The organism is Stenotrophomonas sp. NPDC077461 (assembly GCF_049545475.1).
GTDB lineage: Bacteria > Pseudomonadota > Gammaproteobacteria > Xanthomonadales > Xanthomonadaceae > Stenotrophomonas > Stenotrophomonas nematodicola.
The window spans coordinates 274744-293976 of the sequence record NZ_JBMWDO010000001.1 but is presented as its reverse complement, the minus strand read 5'-3'; the positions used below and the strand labels follow the sequence as shown (position 1 = coordinate 293976).

Below are 19233 nucleotides of genomic sequence, written 5' to 3'. Positions count from 1 at the left end.
GTTGAACCGCCACTAACGACGCAAGCTCTGACCTGACTTCGTTTCAAGAGTTCAACCTCACTTTTTTTTAACGTTTTTCCAGGAGCCCCGCCGTGGCCGATTCGCCCCTCGCCGTGACCGATGACGGCGCCATCCGCACCCTCACCGTGAACCGCCCGGACAAGCTCAATGCCCTCGACAAGGCTACGCTGGAAGCGCTATACAGCGCGTTTTCGGCGGCAGCCGCCGATCCGGCGGTCCGGGTGGCAGTGCTCACCGGGGCCGGTCCGAAGGCGTTCGTGGCCGGGGCGGACATCGCCGAAATGAACGGACTCAGCGCGGTTCAGGGACGTGATTTCTCGGCGCTGGGGCAGAAATTGATGCGCTGCATCGAGCGCATGCCCAAGCCGGTGATCGCGAAGATCAACGGATTTGCGCTGGGCGGCGGCCTGGAACTGGCGATGGCCTGCCACCTGCGCATCGCTGCCGAAACCGCCAAAGTCGGCCAACCGGAGATCAATCTCGGGCTGATTCCCGGCTTCGGCGGCACCCAGCGCCTGCTGCGTCTGTGCGGCCGCGCCGCGACGCTGGAACTGTGCCTGCTTGGCACACCGATCACGGCCGCGCGCGCGCTGCAGTTCGGGATCGTCAACGAAGTGGTGGCTGCCGATGCATTGGATGCACGCGTGCAGGCGCTGGCCCAGCAGCTTGCGCACGCCGCGCCGCTGGCGCTGCGCGGCATCCTCGATGCCGTCCATATCGGCGGTGAGTGTGCGCTGGGCGAAGGTCTGGCCTACGAAACCGCGCAGTTCGGGCTGATGTTCGCTACCGAGGACATGCGCGAAGGCACCGCCGCCTTCTTGGCCCGCCGTCCGCCGGTGTTCCAGAACCGCTGATGATGATGGCCACCGACCCTGACCTGCCCACGCGGCTGTGGATGCTGCTGCTGGACGACGACGTCGACGGCGCACTCGCGGCCGGCTTGATGGACTACGTGCCACACCCTGGCGACGCCCAGCGGCTGCCCGGCCATCCGGACCTGCCCGTGCGCCTGCTGCAGGCCCAGCAGCAGCTCACGCGAGCGTGGGCTGCGCGCGAGCGCTACCGCCAGCGCGCTGTACGCCTGGGCCGCCGTGCCGCCGAACGCGACGCGCGGCGGGCACCGGCGGCGACCACGCCGGATGCGAAGCCGGCGCTGCCGTCGGCGGCGGCGGCCATCCTCGCCCGCGCCAAGGCCCGGGCGGCCGGGAACGGCACCTGATGGCCGTCGTCAGCAAGGCCGCGCCGCGCTCCGCACGCATGCCCAAGGCCGATGTGATCGAGATGTTCACGCGTCTGCGCGAGCTCAATCCGCATCCGCGCACGGAGCTGGAATACAGCACGCCGTTCGAACTGCTGATCGCGGTGGCGCTGTCGGCGCAGGCCACCGACGTGGGCGTCAACAAGGCCACGCGCAAGCTGTTCCCGGTGGCCAGCACGCCACAGGCCATGCTCGCGCTGGGCGAAGACGGGTTGAAGAAGTACATCGCCACCATTGGGCTGTTCAACGCCAAGGCGAAGAACGTGATCGCCACCTGCGCACTGCTGATCCGCGACCACGGTGGCGAGGTGCCCCGTGATCGCGCCGCCCTCGAGGCGCTGCCGGGCGTGGGCCGCAAAACGGCCAACGTGGTGCTCAACACCGCCTTCGGCGAGCCGGTGATGGCGGTGGACACCCACATCTTCCGCGTGGCCAACCGCACCGGGCTGGCCCCTGGCAAGGACGTCCGCGCGGTGGAGGACCTGCTGGTCAAGGTGATCCCCGCCGAGTTCCTGCTCGACGCACACCACTGGCTGATCCTGCATGGCCGCTACGTGTGCAAGGCACGCAAGCCGGATTGCCCGCAGTGCGTGATCCGCGACCTGTGCCGCTACAGGGAAAAAACCGCCGCCTGACCCCCGGCGGCGATTGCCATCTGTACGCAATCCGGCGGTCATCTGCGCCGGGCATTCATGTAAAGCCCTGCCGGGCCGTGGGGTCCGGCAAACGACGGTTTGTCTGAAACTGTCACATTTACGCAATCTTCACTAATTAGCCTGCGCAGCATCTTCCCACCTGCCTGCAAGGCTCCTTTCCATGAAACTGCATCGCCAACTTCTTACTGCGGCCGTGGCGGCTGCGCTGTTCGTGCCGGCCGCTCACGCTGAAGTGGCCATCGACGTGATCGGCGGTTCGGAGATCACCTTCGAAGGCCTGGTCCAGGCCGACGGCAACTGGTTCGACAACGATCTGACCGACCTCAACGGCGGCGATGCCGGGAACGGCAAGAACAGCGAGTTCGAGCTGCGCCGCGCCGAGCTGGTGCTCAAGGGCAAGGGCCCGGGCAACGTGGAATGGGTGGTGGGCTACGATGCCAAGGCCGACAAGTTCCTGGACACCAACCTGAAGTACAAGCTGGCCGGCAACGCCAACCACTTCGTGCAGTTCGGCCAGTTCAAGCAGCCCAACAGCCTGGAAGAACTGTCCAGCACCAAGAACAACGACTTCATCTCCAAGGCGGCGGTCACCAACACCTACGCCGTGGCCCGTCGCCTCGGCGGTGCCTACAGCATCGGCGACAGCAACTGGTCGGTCACCGCCAGCGCCTTCGGCCGCGAGCTGACGCGCAACCTGGCCCACGGCAGCGGCTACGGCGCGCGTGGTACCTGGGCGCCGATCAACGAGAAGGGCCAGGTGCTGCACTTCGGCCTGAGCTACGTCGACTACGACACCGATGCGGACACCCTGCGCGTGCGCGCCCGTCCGAACGCCGACCTGGCCACCGTGCGTCTGGTGGACAGCGGCAACCTGGTCGATACCGACCGCGTCAGCACGCTGGGTGCCGAAGCGATGTACATCGGCGGCCCGTTCAAGGCCCAGGCCGAGTACTACACCAGCAAGGCCAAGCGCTACAGCCACGACAACTACAGCAGCGACGGCTTCTACGTGAGCGGCCTGTGGAACATCACCGGCGAGAGCTGGGGCTACAAGGGCGGCACCCCGACCACCGGCCTGCCGGACGAACCGGGCCGTGGCATGTGGCAGCTGGGCGCGCGCTACGACCAGATGGATCTCAACGATGGCAACCTCACTGCCAACCCGGTGGCCGGCCGTCCGCCGATCGTCGACGGCGTGCTCGGCGGCAAGATGAACATCTGGACCGTCGGCGTGAACTACTACTGGCGCTCCAACACCAAGTTCGCCCTGAACTACGTGATGGTGGACAGCAAGAAGTACAGCTCGTCGGCCCGCGGCTTCGTCAACGACGACCCGAACATCCTCGAAGCCCGCCTGCAGTTCTTCTGGTAAGCCCTGCGGCATCGATGCACTCCAGGGGCGCAGCGCAGGCTGCGCCCCTTTTCGTTGGGCCTGCATGCCGTGTCGCCTGCGTATGCTGTGCGGCCACTTTCCCACGGACGGCCCGATGCGCCCCACCCTGCTGCTCCTGCCTGTGCTTGCGAGCGCCACGCCAGCCGCCCATGCCCAGCAGTGCACCGACGCCATCGCGGTGATCGAGCACGCCTACGCTGTCCGCCCAGGCACCGTGCTTCCCGACCGCGCGGGCTGGCGCCGTGCGCCGCAGGCGGGCACCTGCCGCGTCTGGCCAGCGCACCCGGAGCTGACGCTGTTGGCCGTGCCGGTCTGGAATGACCGCGACAGCCTGCCGGACGCGCCCGACGGCGACCTGGAACTGATGGTGATCGATACGGCCAGCGCCACCCCGCGCGCCTGGAGCGTGCTGCGCGGCGCGGTCGACAGCGACGCCGTCCGCTTCGACGGCGTTGCCCTGGATACCGCCCGCTATCGGCTCGACGACGCACACTGGACCTTCGGCGTGCGTACCCGCTTCACCGGCGCGTCCAGCCCCAACCCGTATTCGGAAACCCGGCTGCGCCTGATCGCCTACACGCCGGGCCACCTGCAGGTGCTGACCCAGCCGATCAGCGTGGACATCGCCCAGGGAGAGTGGGATACCCGCTGCGCCGGCCAGTTCCAGACCACCACGCGCACCCTGGAGGTCGGCGCACCGCGCCCACCGGGATTTGCCGACCTGATCGTCCGCGAGCGGCAGGTGGCGCGACGCAGCGCCGTGCACGACAAGACCTGCGTGGACAGCGACGCGCCCGCGGTCCAACGCAGCTACCGGCTGCGCCACGATGGCCGCGCCTACCCCTTCCTGGATGCCCTCAGTCCCTACTGAGGGGGGGGCACCTGGTCTGCGCGAACCTGCGTGACGCAGTGCACTTTATGACGCCGACAACGCCCCTGCTCCGGGCGTCGCGGGGCGATGCCGCACCCTGTCACGGTTGCGTCATATGACAGACGCTGCGCTGTCATCGAACCGTTATGGAATGGGCGCCGGGCGGGACACCCCGCACCGTCATCCATCCCAGGAGCCATCCCGTGATCCACGCCTTCAAGTCGCGCGCCGCCGTTGTCGTCCTCGCCGCGTCGTCCGTGTTTGCCGCCAATGCCGCCGATGTCACCGGCGCGGGCGCCTCGTTCATCTATCCGGTCATGTCCAAGTGGTCGGCCGACTACAGCGCCGCTACCGGCAAGAAGGTCAACTACCAGTCCATCGGTTCGGGCGGCGGCATTGCCCAGATCAAGGCGGCGACGGTGGACTTCGGCTCCTCCGACGCCCCGCTGAAGCCGGAAGAGCTGGCCTCGGCCGGGCTGGCCCAGTTCCCGTCGGTGATCGGCGGCGTGGTCCCGGTGATCAACGTGGCCGGCATCGCGCCGGGCGCACTGAAGCTGGATGGGCCGACCCTGGGCAACATCTTCCTGGGCAAGATCAAGACCTGGAACGACCCGGCCATCGCCGCGCTGAACCCGGGCGTCAAGCTGCCGGACGGCAAGATCACCGTCGTGCACCGCTCGGACGGCTCCGGCACCACCTTCAACTTCGTCAACTACCTCTCCAAGGTCAATCCGGAGTGGAAGAGCAAGGTTGGTGAAGGCACCTCGGTCCAGTGGCCGGTCGGCATCGGTGGCAAGGGCAACGAAGGCGTCGCCGCGTACGTCAAGCAGATCAAGGGGGGCATCGGCTACGTCGAGCTGTCCTACGCGCTGCAGAACAAGATGTCCTACGCCGCCATGAAGAACGCCGCCGGCAAGATCGTCCTGCCGAGCGACACTTCCTTCGCCGCCGCAGCCTCCAGCGCCGACTGGGCCAGCGCCAAGGACTTCTACCTGGTCATGACCAACGCGCCGGGCGCCGATGCGTGGCCGATCACCGCCACCAACTTCATCCTGGTCCGCAAGCAGCCCAAGAACGTCGCCAACGCCAAGGCCACGCAGGAGTTCTTCCGCTGGATCTACCGGAACGGCGACGCCCAGGCCAAGCAGCTCGATTACGTGCCGCTGCCGGACACCCTGGTCAAGCAGATCGAGACGTACTGGTCGCAGAATCTGAAGTACTGAGGTGCCGTCACGACCACGGTCGTGACCCACCCCGGCCGGGTACCGCCATTGGCCGGTACCCGGCCGGATCGACGGACAAGGCAATGGCGGCGGCAGGTCCTCTCTCCCCCTGCCGCCGCCGGGCGCGGATCGCAAGATCCGCGCCTTTTCTTTTTCCGCACGTGCCATCGCCGGCCCCCGTCCCACCGGGCTTTCCCGTGCGTCCGGTCACGTCGTCATACGGCTGTAACAAAAACATCATTTCATAGCAGCGTCGCCGGAGAGACCGGCCCCCATCCCGCTACGGAGTGACGCATGAAACTGCACACGGCTGGCTTGACCGCCCTTACCCTGGCCATCGCGCTGGGCCTTTCCGCCTGCAAGCCGGGCGCTGAAGGCCAGGCTGCCGCGCCGGCCGCCGACACCCCCGCCGCCGCGCCTGCCGCCGGCGACAGGCTCACCGCCGAGATCTCCGGTGCCGGTGCTTCCTTCATCTTCCCGCTGGTGTCCAAGTGGTCGGCGGACTACAACGCGGCCACCGGCGCCAAAATCAACTACCAGTCCATTGGTTCGGGTGGCGGCATCGCCCAGATCAAGGCCGGCACCGTCGACTTCGGTTCCTCCGACAAGCCGCTGAGCAGCGAAGAGCTGGCCCAGGCCGGCCTGGGCCAGTTCCCGTCCGCCATCGGCGGCGTGGTCCCGGTGGTGAACATCGAGGGCCTGGACGCCGGCAAGCTGCGCCTGAGCGGCGCGCTGCTGGCCGACATTTTCCTCGGCAAGGTCAAGACCTGGAACGATCCGGCCATCGTTGCCGCCAACCCGGGCGTGAAACTGCCCGACGGCAAGATCACCCTGGTCCACCGCTCGGATGGCTCGGGCACCACCTTCAACTTCTCCAATTACCTGTCCAAGGTCAGCCCGGACTGGAAGAGCAAGGTCGGCGAAGGCACCTCGGTGCAGTGGCCGGACGGCGTGGGTGGCAAGGGCAATGAAGGCGTGGCCTCGTACGTGAAGCAGATCAAGGGCTCGATCGGCTACGTCGAACTGGCCTACGCGCTGCAGAACGGCATGCCGTACGCCTCGATGCAGAACGCCGCCGGCAACTGGGTGCAGCCGAGTGCGGAGAGTTTCGCCGCCGCGGCTGCCAGCGCCGACTGGGCCAGCGCCAAGGACTTCAACCTGGTCATCACCAACGCCCCGGGCGACCAGGCGTGGCCGATCACCGCCACCAACTTCATGCTGATGCACAAGCAGCCCAAGGATGCCCAGCGCAGCAAGGACACCCTGGCGTTCTTCAAGTGGGCCTTTGAAAAGGGCCAGACGCAGGCCAACGAACTGCACTACGTGCCGCTGCCCGCCGAACTGGTGACGCAGATCGAAGCCTACTGGGCCGCTGAATTCAAATGACAACCCGGGCCCGCGCGCCGCGCGGGCCCTCCCTTGTCGCCACCACGCCGCACCCCACCTCTCGGGCCCCTGCCTTTCCCATGAATGCCATTGCCCAGCCTGTTCCCGCACCGTCCCTCCGCGACCTGCGTGATGCCCGCAACGACACACTGTTCCGCTGGGTACTGATCACCACCGTCGTTCTGGTGCTGGTCGCCCTGGCCTGCGCCGCGCTCTCGATGCTGTGGGGCGGCCGCCATGCCCTGCAGGAGCAGGGCCTGAGCTTCTTCTACTCGTCCGAATGGAATCCGGTCGAAAACAAGTTCGGTGCGCTCGCGCCGATCTACGGCACCCTGGTCACCGCGCTGATCGCGATGATCATCGCCGTGCCGGTGAGCTTCGGCATCGCCTTCTTTCTGACCGAAGTCGCCCCGCGGTGGATGCGTGGTCCGGTCGGTACCGCCATCGAACTGCTGGCCGGCATTCCGTCGATCATCTACGGCATGTGGGGCCTGTTCGTGCTGGTGCCGGTGATGACCGAATACGTCACCCCGTTCCTCAACGACCACCTCGGCACACTGCCGGTCATCGGTCCGCTGTTCCAGGGCCCGCCGCTGGGCATCGGCGTGCTCACGGCCGGCTTCGTGCTGGCGATCATGGTGATCCCGTTCATCTCCTCGGTCATGCGCGAAGTGTTCCTGACCGTACCCACCCGCCTGAAGGAATCGGCATACGCGCTGGGGTCCACGAAGTGGGAAGTGAGTTGGGACATCGTGCTGCCCTACACCCGCTCGGCGGTGATCGGCGGCATCTTCCTCGGCCTGGGGCGCGCCCTGGGCGAAACGATGGCGGTGGCCTTCGTGATCGGCAACAGCGTGCGCCTGTCGCCCTCGCTGCTCGAGCCCGGCACCACCATCGCCGCGCTGATTGCCAATGATTTCGGTGAGGCCACCGAAACCTACCGCTCGGCACTGCTGCTGCTCGGCTTCGTGCTCTTCATCGTGACCTTCGTTGTGCTGGCCATTGCCCGCCTGATGCTGATGCGCCTCGCCCGCAAGGAGGGCAACTGATGTCCACCATCGCCCCGTCCGCCGCACAACCGCTGTACCTGCGCCGCCGCATCGTCAACGTGGTCGCGCTGCTGATGTCCTGCCTGACCGCGCTGTTCGGCCTGTTCTTCCTTGGCTGGATTCTGTGGACGCTGGCCTCCAAGGGCCTGGCCGGGATCAACCTGGACCTGTTCACCAGGATGACCCCGCCCCCCATGCAGGAGGGCGGCCTCGCCAACGCCTTCTTCGGCAGCGCGGTGATGTGCGGTCTGGCGATCGCGATCGGCACCCCGCTGGGCGTGCTGGCCGGCACCTGGCTGGCCGAGTACGGCAACTTCCGCAAGGCCGGCACGGTGGTGCGTTTCGTCAACGACATCCTGCTCTCGGCGCCGTCGATCGTGCTGGGCCTGTTCGTCTACACCCTGTACGTGATGCAGACCGGCGGACAGTTCTCGGCGTTCGCCGGTGCACTCTCGCTGGCGTTCATCGTGCTGCCGGTGGTGGTGCGCACCACCGACGAGATGCTGCGACTGGTGCCGTCGCAGATGCGTGAGGCGGCGCTGTCGCTCGGCATCCCGCAGTGGAAGGTGACCGTGCAGGTGCTGTATCGCAGCGCCGCCGCCGGCATCGTCACCGGCATCCTGCTGGCCCTGGCCCGCATTTCCGGCGAGACCGCGCCGCTGCTGTTCACCGCCTTCGGCAACCAGTACTGGAACAGCAACGTGTTCCAGCCGATGGCCTCGGTGCCGGTGGTGATGAACCAGTTCGCGGGCAGCCCGTACGAATCCTGGCAGGTGCTCGCCTGGGCCGGCGCCCTGGTGCTGACCGTGTTCGTGCTGCTGGTCAGCCTCTCTGCGCGCGGCATCCTGCTGCGCAACCGTATCTCCCATGACTGACCTTTCCACGGACATCGCCATGAACGATCTCTCCAACGCCGTACCGATGCAGCGCATCGTGGTCCCGGCCTCGCATGAAAGCCTGCACACCCCGGCGCCGATCAAGCTGGCCGCGCGCGGGTTGGACTTCTACTACGACAAATTCCATGCGCTCAAGGGCATCGACCTGGAGATCCCGGAGAAGCGAGTCACCGCGCTGATCGGTCCGTCCGGCTGCGGCAAGTCCACGCTGCTGCGCATCTTCAACCGCATCTATGCGCTGTACCCCAAGCTGGAAGCACGCGGCGAAGTGCTGCTGGACGGTGAGAACATCCTCTCGCCGAAGTATCCGATGAACCGGCTGCGCAGCAAGGTCGGCATGGTGTTCCAGAAGCCGGTGCCATTCCCGATGACCATCTTCGAGAACGTCGCGTACGGCATCCGCCATCACGAAAAGCTGTCCAAGTCGGAGATGACCGACCGCGTCGAACAGGCGCTGCGCCAGGGCGCGCTGTGGGACGAGGTCAAGGACAAGCTCAACCAGAGCGCGCTGGGGCTGTCCGGCGGCCAGCAGCAGCGCCTGTGCATCGCCCGTGCCGTTGCGCTGCGCCCGGACGTGCTGCTGCTGGATGAGCCGACGTCGGCACTGGACCCGATCTCCACCAGCCGCATCGAACAGTTGGTCGAAGAGCTCAAGCACGATTACACCATCGTGATCGTCACCCACAACATGCAGCAGGCCGCGCGCGTGTCCGACTACACCGCCTTCATGTATCTGGGCGACCTGATCGAACACGACCGCACCGAAGTGATCTTCTCGCAGCCCAACAAGCAGCAGACCGAGGATTACATCACCGGGCGGTTTGGCTGAGCGCCTGCGTCTCCACATCATCCAGCCGGGCAGAGCCCGGCTCTACGAGAATCATCATGAACTTTCCCAACGACCATATCGTCAAGAGCTACGACGAAGAGCAGCAGCGGCTGGTGGCCGAGATCGTGCGCATGGGCGAGATGGCCGTGGCGCAGCTCGATGCGTCGATGGACGTCATCGAGAAACGCGACGAGAACGCGGCACAGCGCATCATCGCCAACGACGAAGCCATCGACAGCCTGGAACAGCAGATCAGCCACGATGTGATGCGTCTGGCGCTGCGCGGCCCGATGGCGCGCGACCTCCGCGAGATCCTGGCCGGCCTGCGCATCCCGGCCGACATCGAACGCATCGGCGATTATGCCGCCAACGTCGCCAAGCGCTCGATCGCCCTGAGCAAGGTCCCGCCGCTGCCGCAGATCCAGGGCCTGCGCTCGCTGGGCCGGCTGGCCGCACAGCAGGTCCGCCGTGCCATCGAGGCCTACCGCGACAACGATGCCGCCGCCGCCCTCGCCCTGCGTGATGACGATGCGCGCCTGGATGCACAGTACACCGCGCTGTTCCGCGAGCTGCTCACCTACATGATGGAAGACCCGCGCAACATCACCCCCTGCACGCACCTGCTGTTCATGGCCAAGAACCTGGAGCGCGTGGGCGACCATGCCACCAACATCGCCGAGAACGTCTGGTTCCTGGTGCACGGCGAGCAGGCCCTGCCGCCGCGCGAGAAGCGCGACGAAACCAGCAGCACCGATCACGTCTGAGGCATCCTGCCAATGCAGGGAGCAGACGCCGCGGCCCTCGGGTCGCGGCTTTTTTTTTGAATCCGCGAGATGCGCCCCGTCGAGTGCCGGGGCGCACGCGGGGGATGGACGGCCGGGGGCCGCTGGGCCGCGCGGGGCCCGCGCGGAGCGACCGCCGTGTACGCAGGGTCCTGTTGCATTGCCACGATGGGAATCTCCCACACTTCACGAAATGTTGAATGCTGTGTGAGGATTCGTTGAGCGAGGACCGGCCATCATGGCCGCACCTGCTGCCCCACCAGCAGCCATTCCGGGCACTGGCCCATACCCAAGGAGCACCATCGATGAGCACATCCACCCGTTCGCTGTCCCTGCTGGCGGCCACCGCCCTGGCCGCCGGCCTGGGCGCCACCACGTCGGCCTCTGCATTGAGCATGACCGACCTGGCGCAGGGCTACCTGGTTGCCGGCCAAGCCGCCGCCAAGACCGCCGAAGGCAAGTGTGGCGAAGGCAAGTGCGGGGCGCATGGTGCCAAGGGTGGGGAGAAGGCCGGCGCCGCAGCGGCCGGCAAGACCGCCGAGGGCAAGTGTGGGGAAGGCAAGTGTGGCGCCGACAAGGGCAAGGCCAAATCCAAGGCGGACGACGCCAAGGCTCCGACCGCGGCCGGCAAGACCGCCGAAGGCAAGTGCGGCGAAGGCAAGTGCGGTGCCAAGCACTGACGCCCCGGCCACCGCGCTGCCCCGGTCGCCGCTGCCTGCGGCGGCGACCGGACTGGGGCTGCGCCGTGCGCTGCTGCAGGACCTGCGCGAGGCACCCGAGGGCGATGTCGATTTCCTCGAGTGCGCGCCGGAGAACTGGATCGGCGTGGGCGGCCTGGCCGGCGAACAGCTGGCCGAGCTGGCGCGGCGCCATCCGCTGAGCTGCCACGGCCTGTCGCTGTCGCTGGGCGGCACCGCGCCGCTGGACACGTCACTGCTGGAGCAGGTGGGTCGCTTCCTGGACCAGCATCGGGTGCCGCTGTACAGCGAACACCTGAGCTACTGCAGCGACGAGGGCCATCTGTACGACCTGCTGCCGATTCCCTTCACCGACGAGGCCGTGCGCCATACCGCCGCCCGCATCGCCCGCGTGCAGGATCTGCTGGGACGGCGCATCGCGGTGGAGAACGTGTCCTACTACCTGGCGCCGGAACCGGCAATGGATGAGCTGGCCTTCACCAACGCCGTGCTGGCCGAGGCCGACTGCGACCTGCTGCTGGACGTCAACAACGTCTACGTCAACGCCTTCAACCACGGTTACGACGCGGACGCCTTCATCGCCGGGCTGCCCGCGCATCGCATCGCCTGCCTGCACGTGGCGGGCCACCTCGACGACGCCGACGACCTCAAGATCGATACCCACGGCAGCGCGGTGATCGATCCGGTATGGGACCTGCTCGGCCGCACCTATGCACGCATTGGCCCGCGCCCCACCCTGCTCGAACGCGATTTCAACTTCCCCCCCTATCCGGAGCTGCGCGACGAACTGCGCATCATCCGAGGCCTGATGGCCGCGCACGGAGCGGTGTCCAATGGCTGACACATCCCCTCGCCTGCACGCACAGCAACGCGCGTTCACCGCGCATCTGCGCGATCCGGAGCGTGTCGCCGCGCCAACCGGCCTGGACCCGCGCCGGATGGGCATCTACCGGCGGCTGGTGTTCAACAACGTGCTGGGGCTGCTCGGCAACGGCTTCCCGGTGTGCGCGCGGCTGCTCGGCGAGGCGGCCTGGGCAGCGCTGGTACGCCGCTTTCTTGCCGATCATCGCGCGCAGACGCCGCTGTTCACCGAGCTGGCCGCCGAATTCGTGCAATGGCTGCAGGAACGCCCGGTACTGCCGCATCCGGCACTGGCCGAACTGGCGCACTACGAATGGGTGGAGACCGCGCTCTATCAGCTCGACGCCTGTCCGCTGCCGATTGCCACGGGCATCGACCCGCAGGTTGTGCCGCTGCAGCGCTCGCCCTTGGCGTGGCCCCTGCTCTACCACTGGCCGGTCCATCGGCTCGGCAGCGCCGACGCGCCGGCCGAGCCCCCCACCGAACCGACCGGACTGCTGGTTCGGCGCGACGCGGACGGCCAGGTGCGCTTCGCGACGATCAGCCCACTGGCCGCCCACCTGCTCGAGCGCATCGGCCAGTCGCCCGGCCAGACCGGCGCTGAGCACCTGCAGGCGTTGGCGCAGGCCCACGGCCTGCCCCCCGATGCCCTGCTGACCGAGGGAACCGCGCTGCTGCAGCAGTTCCTGCGCCACGCCGTGATCGCCCCGTCCCCTCCGCCTGCCTGACCCCTTTTCCAGGAGTTCCCCTTTGATGAAGACACTGCACCGGGTCGCCCTGCGCGACCGGCTGGATCGGCTTGCGCCGTGGATCGCCCCGCTGGGCCTGCGTCTGCTGCTGGCCTGGGAGTACCTGGAATCCGGCCGCGAAAAGCTGCACGGACAGAACTGGTTCGGCGACCTGCAACAGGCCTTCCCGTTTCCGTTCGACCAGCTCCCGGCCAGCCTCAACTGGCACCTGGCCATCGGATTGGAGCTGGTCGGCGCGCTCTGCCTGCTGCTGGGGCTGGGTACCCGGCTGGCCGCCGGCAGCCTGCTTGTCCTGACCGTGGTGGCGACCTGGGCGGTGCACTGGCCGATGCACTGGGACGGACTGGCCGAGCTGTGGCAGGGCTATGCCATCACCGACCAGGGGTTTGGCAACTTCAAGCTGCCGCTGCTGTTCATGGCCATGCTGCTGCCCCTGGCGCTGCAGGGCGCCGGCCCGCTGAGCGTGGACCACCTGCTGCGCCGGCAGCCGGGGCGCCGTCCCGCAGACGCCTGAGTGGCGGGGGCATACAGGCCCCCTCTGCTAGAATCCACGGATGAACGATGCCGCCTTGCCCCCTGCCGCCGCCGAAACGACTGCCCCCGCGGCGAACCTGGCAATGGCCCAACGCTTCCGTGGTTTCCTGCCTGTCGTGATCGACGTGGAAACCGGCGGCTTCGACTGCAACCGCAACGCACTGCTGGAAATCGCCGCGGTGCCGATCGAAATGGACGAGAACGGCCTGCTCTATCCCGGCCCGACCGCCAGCGCCCACGTGATTCCGGCCGACGGGTTGGAGATCGACCCGAAATCGCTGGAAGTGACCGGCATCATCCTCGACCACCCGTTCCGGCTGGCCAAGTCTGAAAAGGACGCGCTCGACCACATCTTCGCGCCGGTCCGCGCCGCCGTGAAAAAGTACGGCTGCCAGCGCGCGATCCTGGTCGGCCACAACGCGCATTTCGACCTGGGCTTCGTCAATGCCGCGGTCAACCGCACCGGCCACAAGCGCAATCCGTTCCACCCCTTCAGCGTGTTCGACACGGTGACTCTGGCCGGCGTCGCCTACGGCCAGACCGTGCTGGCGCGCGCGGCCAACGCCGCCGGGCTCGGCTGGGACGCCGACGAAGCGCACAGCGCGGTGTACGACACCGAGCAGACCGCCAAGCTGTTCTGCACGATCGCCAACGCCTGGCCACGTCCCTGACGCACCCGCGCGGGGCGGCCGAACCCTGCTCCGCCCCGGCCTGATCGTCACCCGATGGCGGTGCGGTCGCGGCCTTCGCTCTTGGCGCGGTACAGCGCGCGGTCCGCGCGCTGATACAGCAGCATCGGGGTACGGTCGGCCGCATCCAGTTCGACCAGTCCGGCGCTGAAGGTCACCTTCAGACCCGCCACACCGGCCCAGTCGGGGTGGTCGTGGAACAGGCCACGCAGACGTGCGCAGACCTGCGCCGCTTCGTCCAGGCGGGTGTCATTGAGCAGCAGGGCGAACTCCTCACCACCGGTGCGTGCCGGCATGTCCGAATCGCGGCATGCCGAGGCGATCAGGCGCGCCACTTCCACCAGCACCACGTCGCCGACGCTATGGCTGTGCCGGTCGTTGACCTCCTTGAAGTGGTCGATGTCCAGCACCACCAGGCACATCGGGTGACGGCTGCGCTGCGACCGGGCGAAATCGCGGGCCAACGCTTCGTCGAATGCACGCCGGTTGGCCAGGCCGGTCAGCGCGTCTTCGCGCGCCTGGCGTTCAAACGCTTCGGCCTGCACGGCCAGACGTTCGGCCAGCGCGGTCTTTTCCTCGTTCAAGGCCTGCAGGTGCATGGTCTGCGCCTGCAGGTCGCGCGTGGCCTCATTCACCCTCCGCGCCAGGCGGATGTTGCTGGCCTTGTAGCGATTGATCAGATAGCGGTACAGCGCCACCAGGCCGGCCAACAGCAGCAGCGAAGCGATCACCTGCACGCTGCGCCGCTGCCACAGAAACGGCTCGACCGTGAACGCCCAGACCGCCTCGCTGTCGCTCCATGCACCGCCGGGGTGGGCGGCCGACACATGCAGCGTGTAGTCGCCCGGCGGCAGACCGATGAATTCGACGCTGCGCTGCTGCCCGCGCTCGATCCAGCCGCTGTCCAGGCCCTCCAGGCGGGTGCGATAGCGGATCCGTTCGGACAGCAGATAGCTCAGCCCCACATAGCTCACGCTCAGGCGCTTGCCGCCGGGAATGCGGTTGTAGTCGTTGCCCTGCCAGTGCAGGGGCGTGCCATCCACCTGCACGTTCTCGATCACCGCCGGCGGCGCCAGGCGCTCGCGGAAGCGCTGCAGCCGCAGCGGATCGACCGTGCTGAGGCCACCGGCAGTGACCACCCAGAACGTCCCGTCCTGGCGCAGGATCGCCGACGGGCCGGAACTGCCATTGGCCTGCGAATTGGCCATGCCGTCGATTTCGTTGTAGTGCTCCACGTCGATGTGCGGCGCGCGTCCGTCGGCCACATCGTTGAGCATCGCCATGTCGGTGCGCAGGACGCCGCGGTTGCTGCTGATCCACACATTGCCGACGCGGTCGGGCACCAGCTGGAACACCGTATCCACGGGCATGCCCTGCTCCAGCCCGACCCGCGCCAACCGGCCGTTCTGCCAGCGGTACAGCCCACGGTCGGTGCTTACCCACATCGCATCGCCGATCTGCTGGAAGCCGAACACGCTGCGGCCGCCGCCCATGCGCTCCAGGTCGATGGCCTGCACGCGGTTGCCGCGCAGCACGCGGATGCCTTCGATCGTGCCGATCCACAGATTGCCCTCGGCGTCGTGGGCCAAGGCGGTGATCAGCCCGGTCGGCATGCCGGGCACAGTCGGCACGGCCACGCCACGCGCATCAATGCGCACCACGCCCTTCTGCGTGCCGGCCCAGACCCCGCCGTCACGGTCCACGCTCATCGCACGGATGTTGCCCCCCGGCAGCCCATCGGCGGTGCCGTAGGTGCGCAGCACCCGGCCCTGTGCGTCCACCCGGAACACCCCGTCGCCGAAGGTGCCCACCCATAGATCACCTGCACGGTCCTGGGCCAGGCTCAACACCGACGGCGGCTTGCCGCCCTGATTGCGCAGCGCGATCGCATGGAAGCGGCCATCGCCGTCCATCCGGTCCAGGCCGCTGGCACTGCCGATCCACATCTGGCGTTGCCGGTCCTCATACACGGTGCGCACGTAGTCGCCACTGAGTCCATCGCGTTCGGTGTAGCTGCTGAACAGCGTTTCGCGCAGGCGGTACAGACCGCCGTTGGCGCCGACCCAGATGCTGCCCTCCGCATCCTCCCGCAGGCTGACCACACGTCCACCCGGCAGCGAAAGACCGGCCGGCAGCCGCTCCAGCCCATGCCGCGAGAGCCGCAGCAGGCCCTGATTCTCGGTGCCCAGCCACAGGTCGCCGTGGCGGTCCTGCAGCATCGCGGTCATGTGCATCTGGCCGGGCAGGCGGTGCTGCAGCTCGGGCACGCCGTCCTGCATGCGGTAGATCCGCTCGCCGGCCACGATCCACATCACCCCGTCGGGCGCCCGGTACGGCCACACCAGGCCACGCCCCAGCCCGAAGCTCTCCGGCGCGCGGCGCAGGACGCCGTCGTTGTCGCGCACCACCAGGCCATCCAGGGTGCCCACCCACACGCGGTCCTGGGCGTCCACCACCATTTTGGTGAAACTCATCGCCATCGGCACGTCGGCCGCCGGCGGTGTGTATGCGATGCGGCCGTCCGGGTCGAGGCTGCCGATGCCCTTGCCTTCGTACAGCAGCCACAGGCGCCGATGGCTGTCCATCTGCATCGCCTGGATCAGCACCTGCGGCGTCCCCGGCTGGTGTTCCCATACCCGCCACTGGCCATCGCTGCCGCGGCGGGTGACGTTGCCGCGCGAGTCGCTGATCCACAGGTTGCCGGCGTGGTCGACATACAGGGCGCCCACGCCATTGTCGCGCAGGCCCGGCCGCGTGCTGCGGTCGAACACGGTGAAGTCCAGCCCGTTGTAGCGCACCAGACCCTCCCAGGTGGCGAACCAGAGGTGGCCTTCGGGCGTCTGCGCGATGTCGCGCAGCGAGTTGTGCGGCAGGCCGTTGCGCGAGGTCCACACGTCGATCGCGTAGTCGCGCAGCGGCGGTGGCCCATCCTGCGCCGACAGCGACGGAATGGCCGCCAGCCACAGCAGCAGGCACAGCCCTGCGGCCTGCAGCCACGGCAGGACGCGTCCTCGGGATTGGACCGGCCGCCGCCGGTTGACGCCCCCCCGTTCCCTCATCCGTGCAGGCCTGCCCGCATGGCGTTGGGAAGGGAAGCCCCGGCCCGCAGGCCGGTTGATTCGTGCGCTCTCATGGGGGAGAAGCTGGCAAAGAGGTGCCCATAGTAGGCAAATCCGCGCCCGAACGGTCGTGAAGATCTATCCGGTGCGGCTTCCGGGTGCAACCCGCCAGGTGGCCGGCCAACGCACCACGGCCTCCAATCCCCCCTGCGGATGATTGCGCAGGTGCAACGTGGCACCGTCCTTCTCGGCCAGCGCGCGGGCGATGGTCAGGCCCAGCCCGGCGCCGCCCGTATCGCGCGAGCGCGAGGTCTCCAGCCGCACGAACGGATCGAACACGGCCTCCAGTTCGTCCTCGGCCAGGCCCGGTCCGCTGTCGCGGATGCGGACCACCACGTCATGCTCGGTCTGCTCCACACTCACCCGTGCCGACTGCCCGTACATCACCGCGTTGTCCACCAGGTTGGAGAACAACCGGTGCATGGCCAGCGGGCGCAGCATCATCACCGCGCCACTGGCCTGGTCGAAGCGCACGTCGGCGCCGGCTTCGGCGGCGTCCTCCACGATGCTCTCCAGCAGCGAATCCAGCACCAGGGCAGCGCGCTGTTCGGCGCTTTCGGCACTGCGGGCCAGCTCCAGACCCTCGCGGATCAGCGCCTGCATCGCGCCCAGGTCGCCGATCAGGCGCTCACGCAGCGCCTCGTCGGTCACGTTCTCCAGCCGCAGCCGCAGCCGGGTCACCGGCGTCTGCAGATCGTGGGTGATCGCGGCCAGCATCTGCGTGCGCTCGCCCAGGTGCCGCTGCAGGCGCTGCTGCATGGCGTTGAAGGCTTCGGCAGCGCGTCTGACTTCCAATGGCCCGGTCACGGGCATCGGCGCGCCCTGCAGGTCGTCGCCCAGCGCCGCGGCGGCAGCGGCGAGGCGCTGCAGCGGCGCGCTGGCCATGCGCGCCACGATGTAGGCCAGGATCGCGATGGCGATCACCAGCAGGGTCAGGAACAGCGGGTCCACCGCCAGGATGCCGTTGTGCGCCACGGCCGGGGAATCCAGTGCAAGCCGCAGCGGCGTGCCGTCGCTGAGTACCACCGACACGGCGCGGCATTTGGGCGGGATGAACGCCGGATCGCGCTCGCGCGGGCGCTTGGGCGCGCCCATCTTGTGCGGCGGCGGCGGCAACAGCTCCGGCAGCCGCGGCAGGCAGGAGCGGAACGAGGTGAAATGGACCTGGGCGTGCGCCACCGGGCCGGGCCGGTCATCCAGCACGGCCATCATCGCGGTGTCCCTGCGGCCCTGGCGCGCGCCGTCGGGCAGCTCGCGCACGCTGGGGCCGCCCACGGCCAGCAGGCGCTCGCGCAGCTCGGGGTTGCCGTCCAGCAGGTTGACGTAGCCCTGCAGCCGGTCGGCGATGCGGTTGAGGTTCTGCCGTTCAAATTCCTGCTGGCGCTTGGCGCTGGCCAGCACGGTGGCGCCGATCGCGGCCACCGCCATGCCCAGCAGCAGAATCAGGAACAGGCGCCCCACCATCGAAGCGAAGAAGCGCCGCAGGCGTTTCATTCCAGCCCCACCGCCGTGGCCAGTACGTAACCTTCGTTGCGCACGGTCTTGATCAGCCCGTCGCTGCCGCCGTCATCGCCCAGCTTGTTGCGCAGGCGGCTGACCTGCAGGTCGATCGCGCGATCCTGCGACTCGTAGCTGCGGCCACTGCTCAGCGCCACCAGCTGCTCGCGCGACAGTACCTTGTTGGCATGTCCGACAAACACCCGCAGCAGGCGGAACTCGGCACCGGACAGCACCACCACCCGGCCATCGGGGTCGACCAGGTGCCGGTGTTCAAGATCGAATATCCAGTGCGAGAACCGCGCGCGGCGGATCGCCAGCGGCTCCAGATTGGCCGGCAGCGCCTCGGTCCGGCGCAGCACGTTGCGGATGCGCGCCAGCAGTTCGCGCGGCTCGAAGGGCTTGGCCAGGTAGTCATCGGCGCCCATTTCCAGGCCCAGCACGCGGTCGATCGGCTCGCTGCGCGCGGTGAGCATGATCACCGGCGTGCTTGACCGCGCACGCAGGTCACGGCACAGGGTCAGCCCGTCTTCGCGCGGCAGGTTGAGGTCGAGCACGATCAGGTCGACGTGTTCGCGTTCAAGCACCTGACGCATGCCGGTGCCATCGCTGGCGGTGCTGATCTGGTAACCGGCGCGTCCCAGCTGTTCGGCAAGCAGTTGGCGGATATCGTGGTCGTCGTCGACGATTAACAGGCGATGCATGGTGGTGGTGGTCTCCAT

Annotated in this window: 19 protein-coding genes; 16 read left to right on the top strand and 3 right to left on the bottom strand. The window is 67.9% G+C overall.

Annotation, left to right across the window (positions count from 1 at the left end):
- Positions 1-92 precede the first annotated feature (92 nt).
- The 16 genes from ACPEH8_RS01365 to rnt all read left to right on the top strand — a co-directional run bounded on the left by ACPEH8_RS01365 (position 93) and on the right by rnt (position 13877).
- Positions 93-875, top strand: coding sequence for an enoyl-CoA hydratase/isomerase family protein (locus tag ACPEH8_RS01365; RefSeq protein ID WP_153164401.1), 783 nt, complete (start codon positions 93-95; stop codon positions 873-875).
- Positions 875-1240: a hypothetical protein gene (locus ACPEH8_RS01360; protein ID WP_423665853.1), complete on the top strand. Its 366-nt coding sequence runs from the start codon at positions 875-877 to the stop codon at positions 1238-1240. The genes ACPEH8_RS01365 and ACPEH8_RS01360 overlap by 1 nt, the downstream gene beginning before the upstream one ends.
- Complete coding sequence (nth, locus tag ACPEH8_RS01355) at positions 1240-1914, top strand: endonuclease III (RefSeq protein WP_136004205.1); 675 nt, start codon at positions 1240-1242, stop codon at positions 1912-1914. Before ACPEH8_RS01360 ends, nth begins: the two co-directional genes overlap by 1 nt.
- 181 nt (positions 1915-2095) lie before the next feature.
- On the top strand, positions 2096-3307 hold the full coding sequence (locus ACPEH8_RS01350; RefSeq protein ID WP_026070827.1) for an OprO/OprP family phosphate-selective porin: 1212 nt from the start codon (positions 2096-2098) through the stop codon (positions 3305-3307).
- A 115-nt stretch (positions 3308-3422) separates the two neighbouring features.
- Entirely contained in the window at positions 3423-4199 is a 777-nt protein-coding gene (locus ACPEH8_RS01345) for a hypothetical protein (RefSeq protein ID WP_423665851.1), read from the top strand.
- 203 nt (positions 4200-4402) lie between these two features.
- Positions 4403-5422: a phosphate ABC transporter substrate-binding protein PstS gene (gene pstS / locus ACPEH8_RS01340; protein ID WP_313218193.1), complete on the top strand. Its 1020-nt coding sequence runs from the start codon at positions 4403-4405 to the stop codon at positions 5420-5422.
- A 294-nt stretch (positions 5423-5716) separates the two neighbouring features.
- Positions 5717-6808, top strand: a complete 1092-nt coding sequence (pstS, locus tag ACPEH8_RS01335; protein ID WP_017356818.1) for a phosphate ABC transporter substrate-binding protein PstS — start codon at positions 5717-5719, stop codon at positions 6806-6808.
- 80 nt (positions 6809-6888) lie between these two features.
- Positions 6889-7857 carry a phosphate ABC transporter permease subunit PstC gene (pstC, locus tag ACPEH8_RS01330; RefSeq protein WP_017356817.1) on the top strand — a complete coding sequence of 323 codons (969 nt, stop codon included), beginning with the start codon at positions 6889-6891 and terminating at the stop codon, positions 7855-7857.
- On the top strand, positions 7857-8732 hold the full coding sequence (gene pstA / locus ACPEH8_RS01325) for a phosphate ABC transporter permease PstA (protein WP_017356816.1): 876 nt from the start codon (positions 7857-7859) through the stop codon (positions 8730-8732). Before pstC ends, pstA begins: the two co-directional genes overlap by 1 nt.
- A gap of 19 nt (positions 8733-8751) precedes the next feature.
- Entirely contained in the window at positions 8752-9582 is an 831-nt protein-coding gene (gene pstB / locus ACPEH8_RS01320) for a phosphate ABC transporter ATP-binding protein PstB (RefSeq protein ID WP_017356815.1), read from the top strand.
- A gap of 56 nt (positions 9583-9638) precedes the next feature.
- Positions 9639-10346 (top strand): phosphate signaling complex protein PhoU, encoded by a 708-nt coding sequence (gene phoU / locus ACPEH8_RS01315; RefSeq protein WP_017356814.1) that lies wholly within the window; start codon positions 9639-9641, stop codon positions 10344-10346.
- Positions 10347-10669: 323 nt separating this feature from the next.
- Complete coding sequence (locus ACPEH8_RS01310; protein ID WP_017356813.1) at positions 10670-11044, top strand: hypothetical protein; 375 nt, start codon at positions 10670-10672, stop codon at positions 11042-11044.
- Entirely contained in the window at positions 11031-11903 is an 873-nt protein-coding gene (locus ACPEH8_RS01305; RefSeq protein ID WP_136004211.1) for a DUF692 domain-containing protein, read from the top strand. The genes ACPEH8_RS01310 and ACPEH8_RS01305 overlap by 14 nt, the downstream gene beginning before the upstream one ends.
- Positions 11896-12651, top strand: a complete 756-nt coding sequence (locus ACPEH8_RS01300) for a DNA-binding domain-containing protein (RefSeq protein ID WP_017356811.1) — start codon at positions 11896-11898, stop codon at positions 12649-12651. The genes ACPEH8_RS01305 and ACPEH8_RS01300 overlap by 8 nt, the downstream gene beginning before the upstream one ends.
- Positions 12652-12676: 25 nt before the next feature.
- Positions 12677-13186, top strand: coding sequence for a DoxX family protein (locus tag ACPEH8_RS01295; RefSeq protein ID WP_017356810.1), 510 nt, complete (start codon positions 12677-12679; stop codon positions 13184-13186).
- Positions 13187-13289: 103 nt separating this feature from the next.
- A complete protein-coding gene (gene rnt, locus ACPEH8_RS01290) occupies positions 13290-13877 on the top strand; it encodes a ribonuclease T (RefSeq protein ID WP_136004413.1) in 588 nt (195 codons plus the stop codon).
- 47 nt (positions 13878-13924) lie between these two features.
- Here rnt and ACPEH8_RS01285 read toward each other — a convergent pair whose 3' ends face one another.
- From ACPEH8_RS01285 to ACPEH8_RS01275, 3 genes are all read right to left on the bottom strand, one after another.
- The gene (locus ACPEH8_RS01285) at positions 13925-16954 is read right to left on the bottom strand and encodes a two-component regulator propeller domain-containing protein (RefSeq protein ID WP_312710447.1); all 3030 of its coding nucleotides are present in this window, start codon (positions 16952-16954) and stop codon (positions 13925-13927) included.
- 138 nt (positions 16955-17092) lie between these two features.
- On the bottom strand, positions 17093-18508 hold the full coding sequence (locus ACPEH8_RS01280) for an ATP-binding protein (RefSeq protein ID WP_136004215.1): 1416 nt from the start codon (positions 18506-18508) through the stop codon (positions 17093-17095).
- The gene (locus ACPEH8_RS01275; RefSeq protein ID WP_017356981.1) at positions 18505-19233 is read right to left on the bottom strand and encodes a response regulator; all 729 of its coding nucleotides are present in this window, start codon (positions 19231-19233) and stop codon (positions 18505-18507) included. The genes ACPEH8_RS01280 and ACPEH8_RS01275 overlap by 4 nt, the downstream gene beginning before the upstream one ends.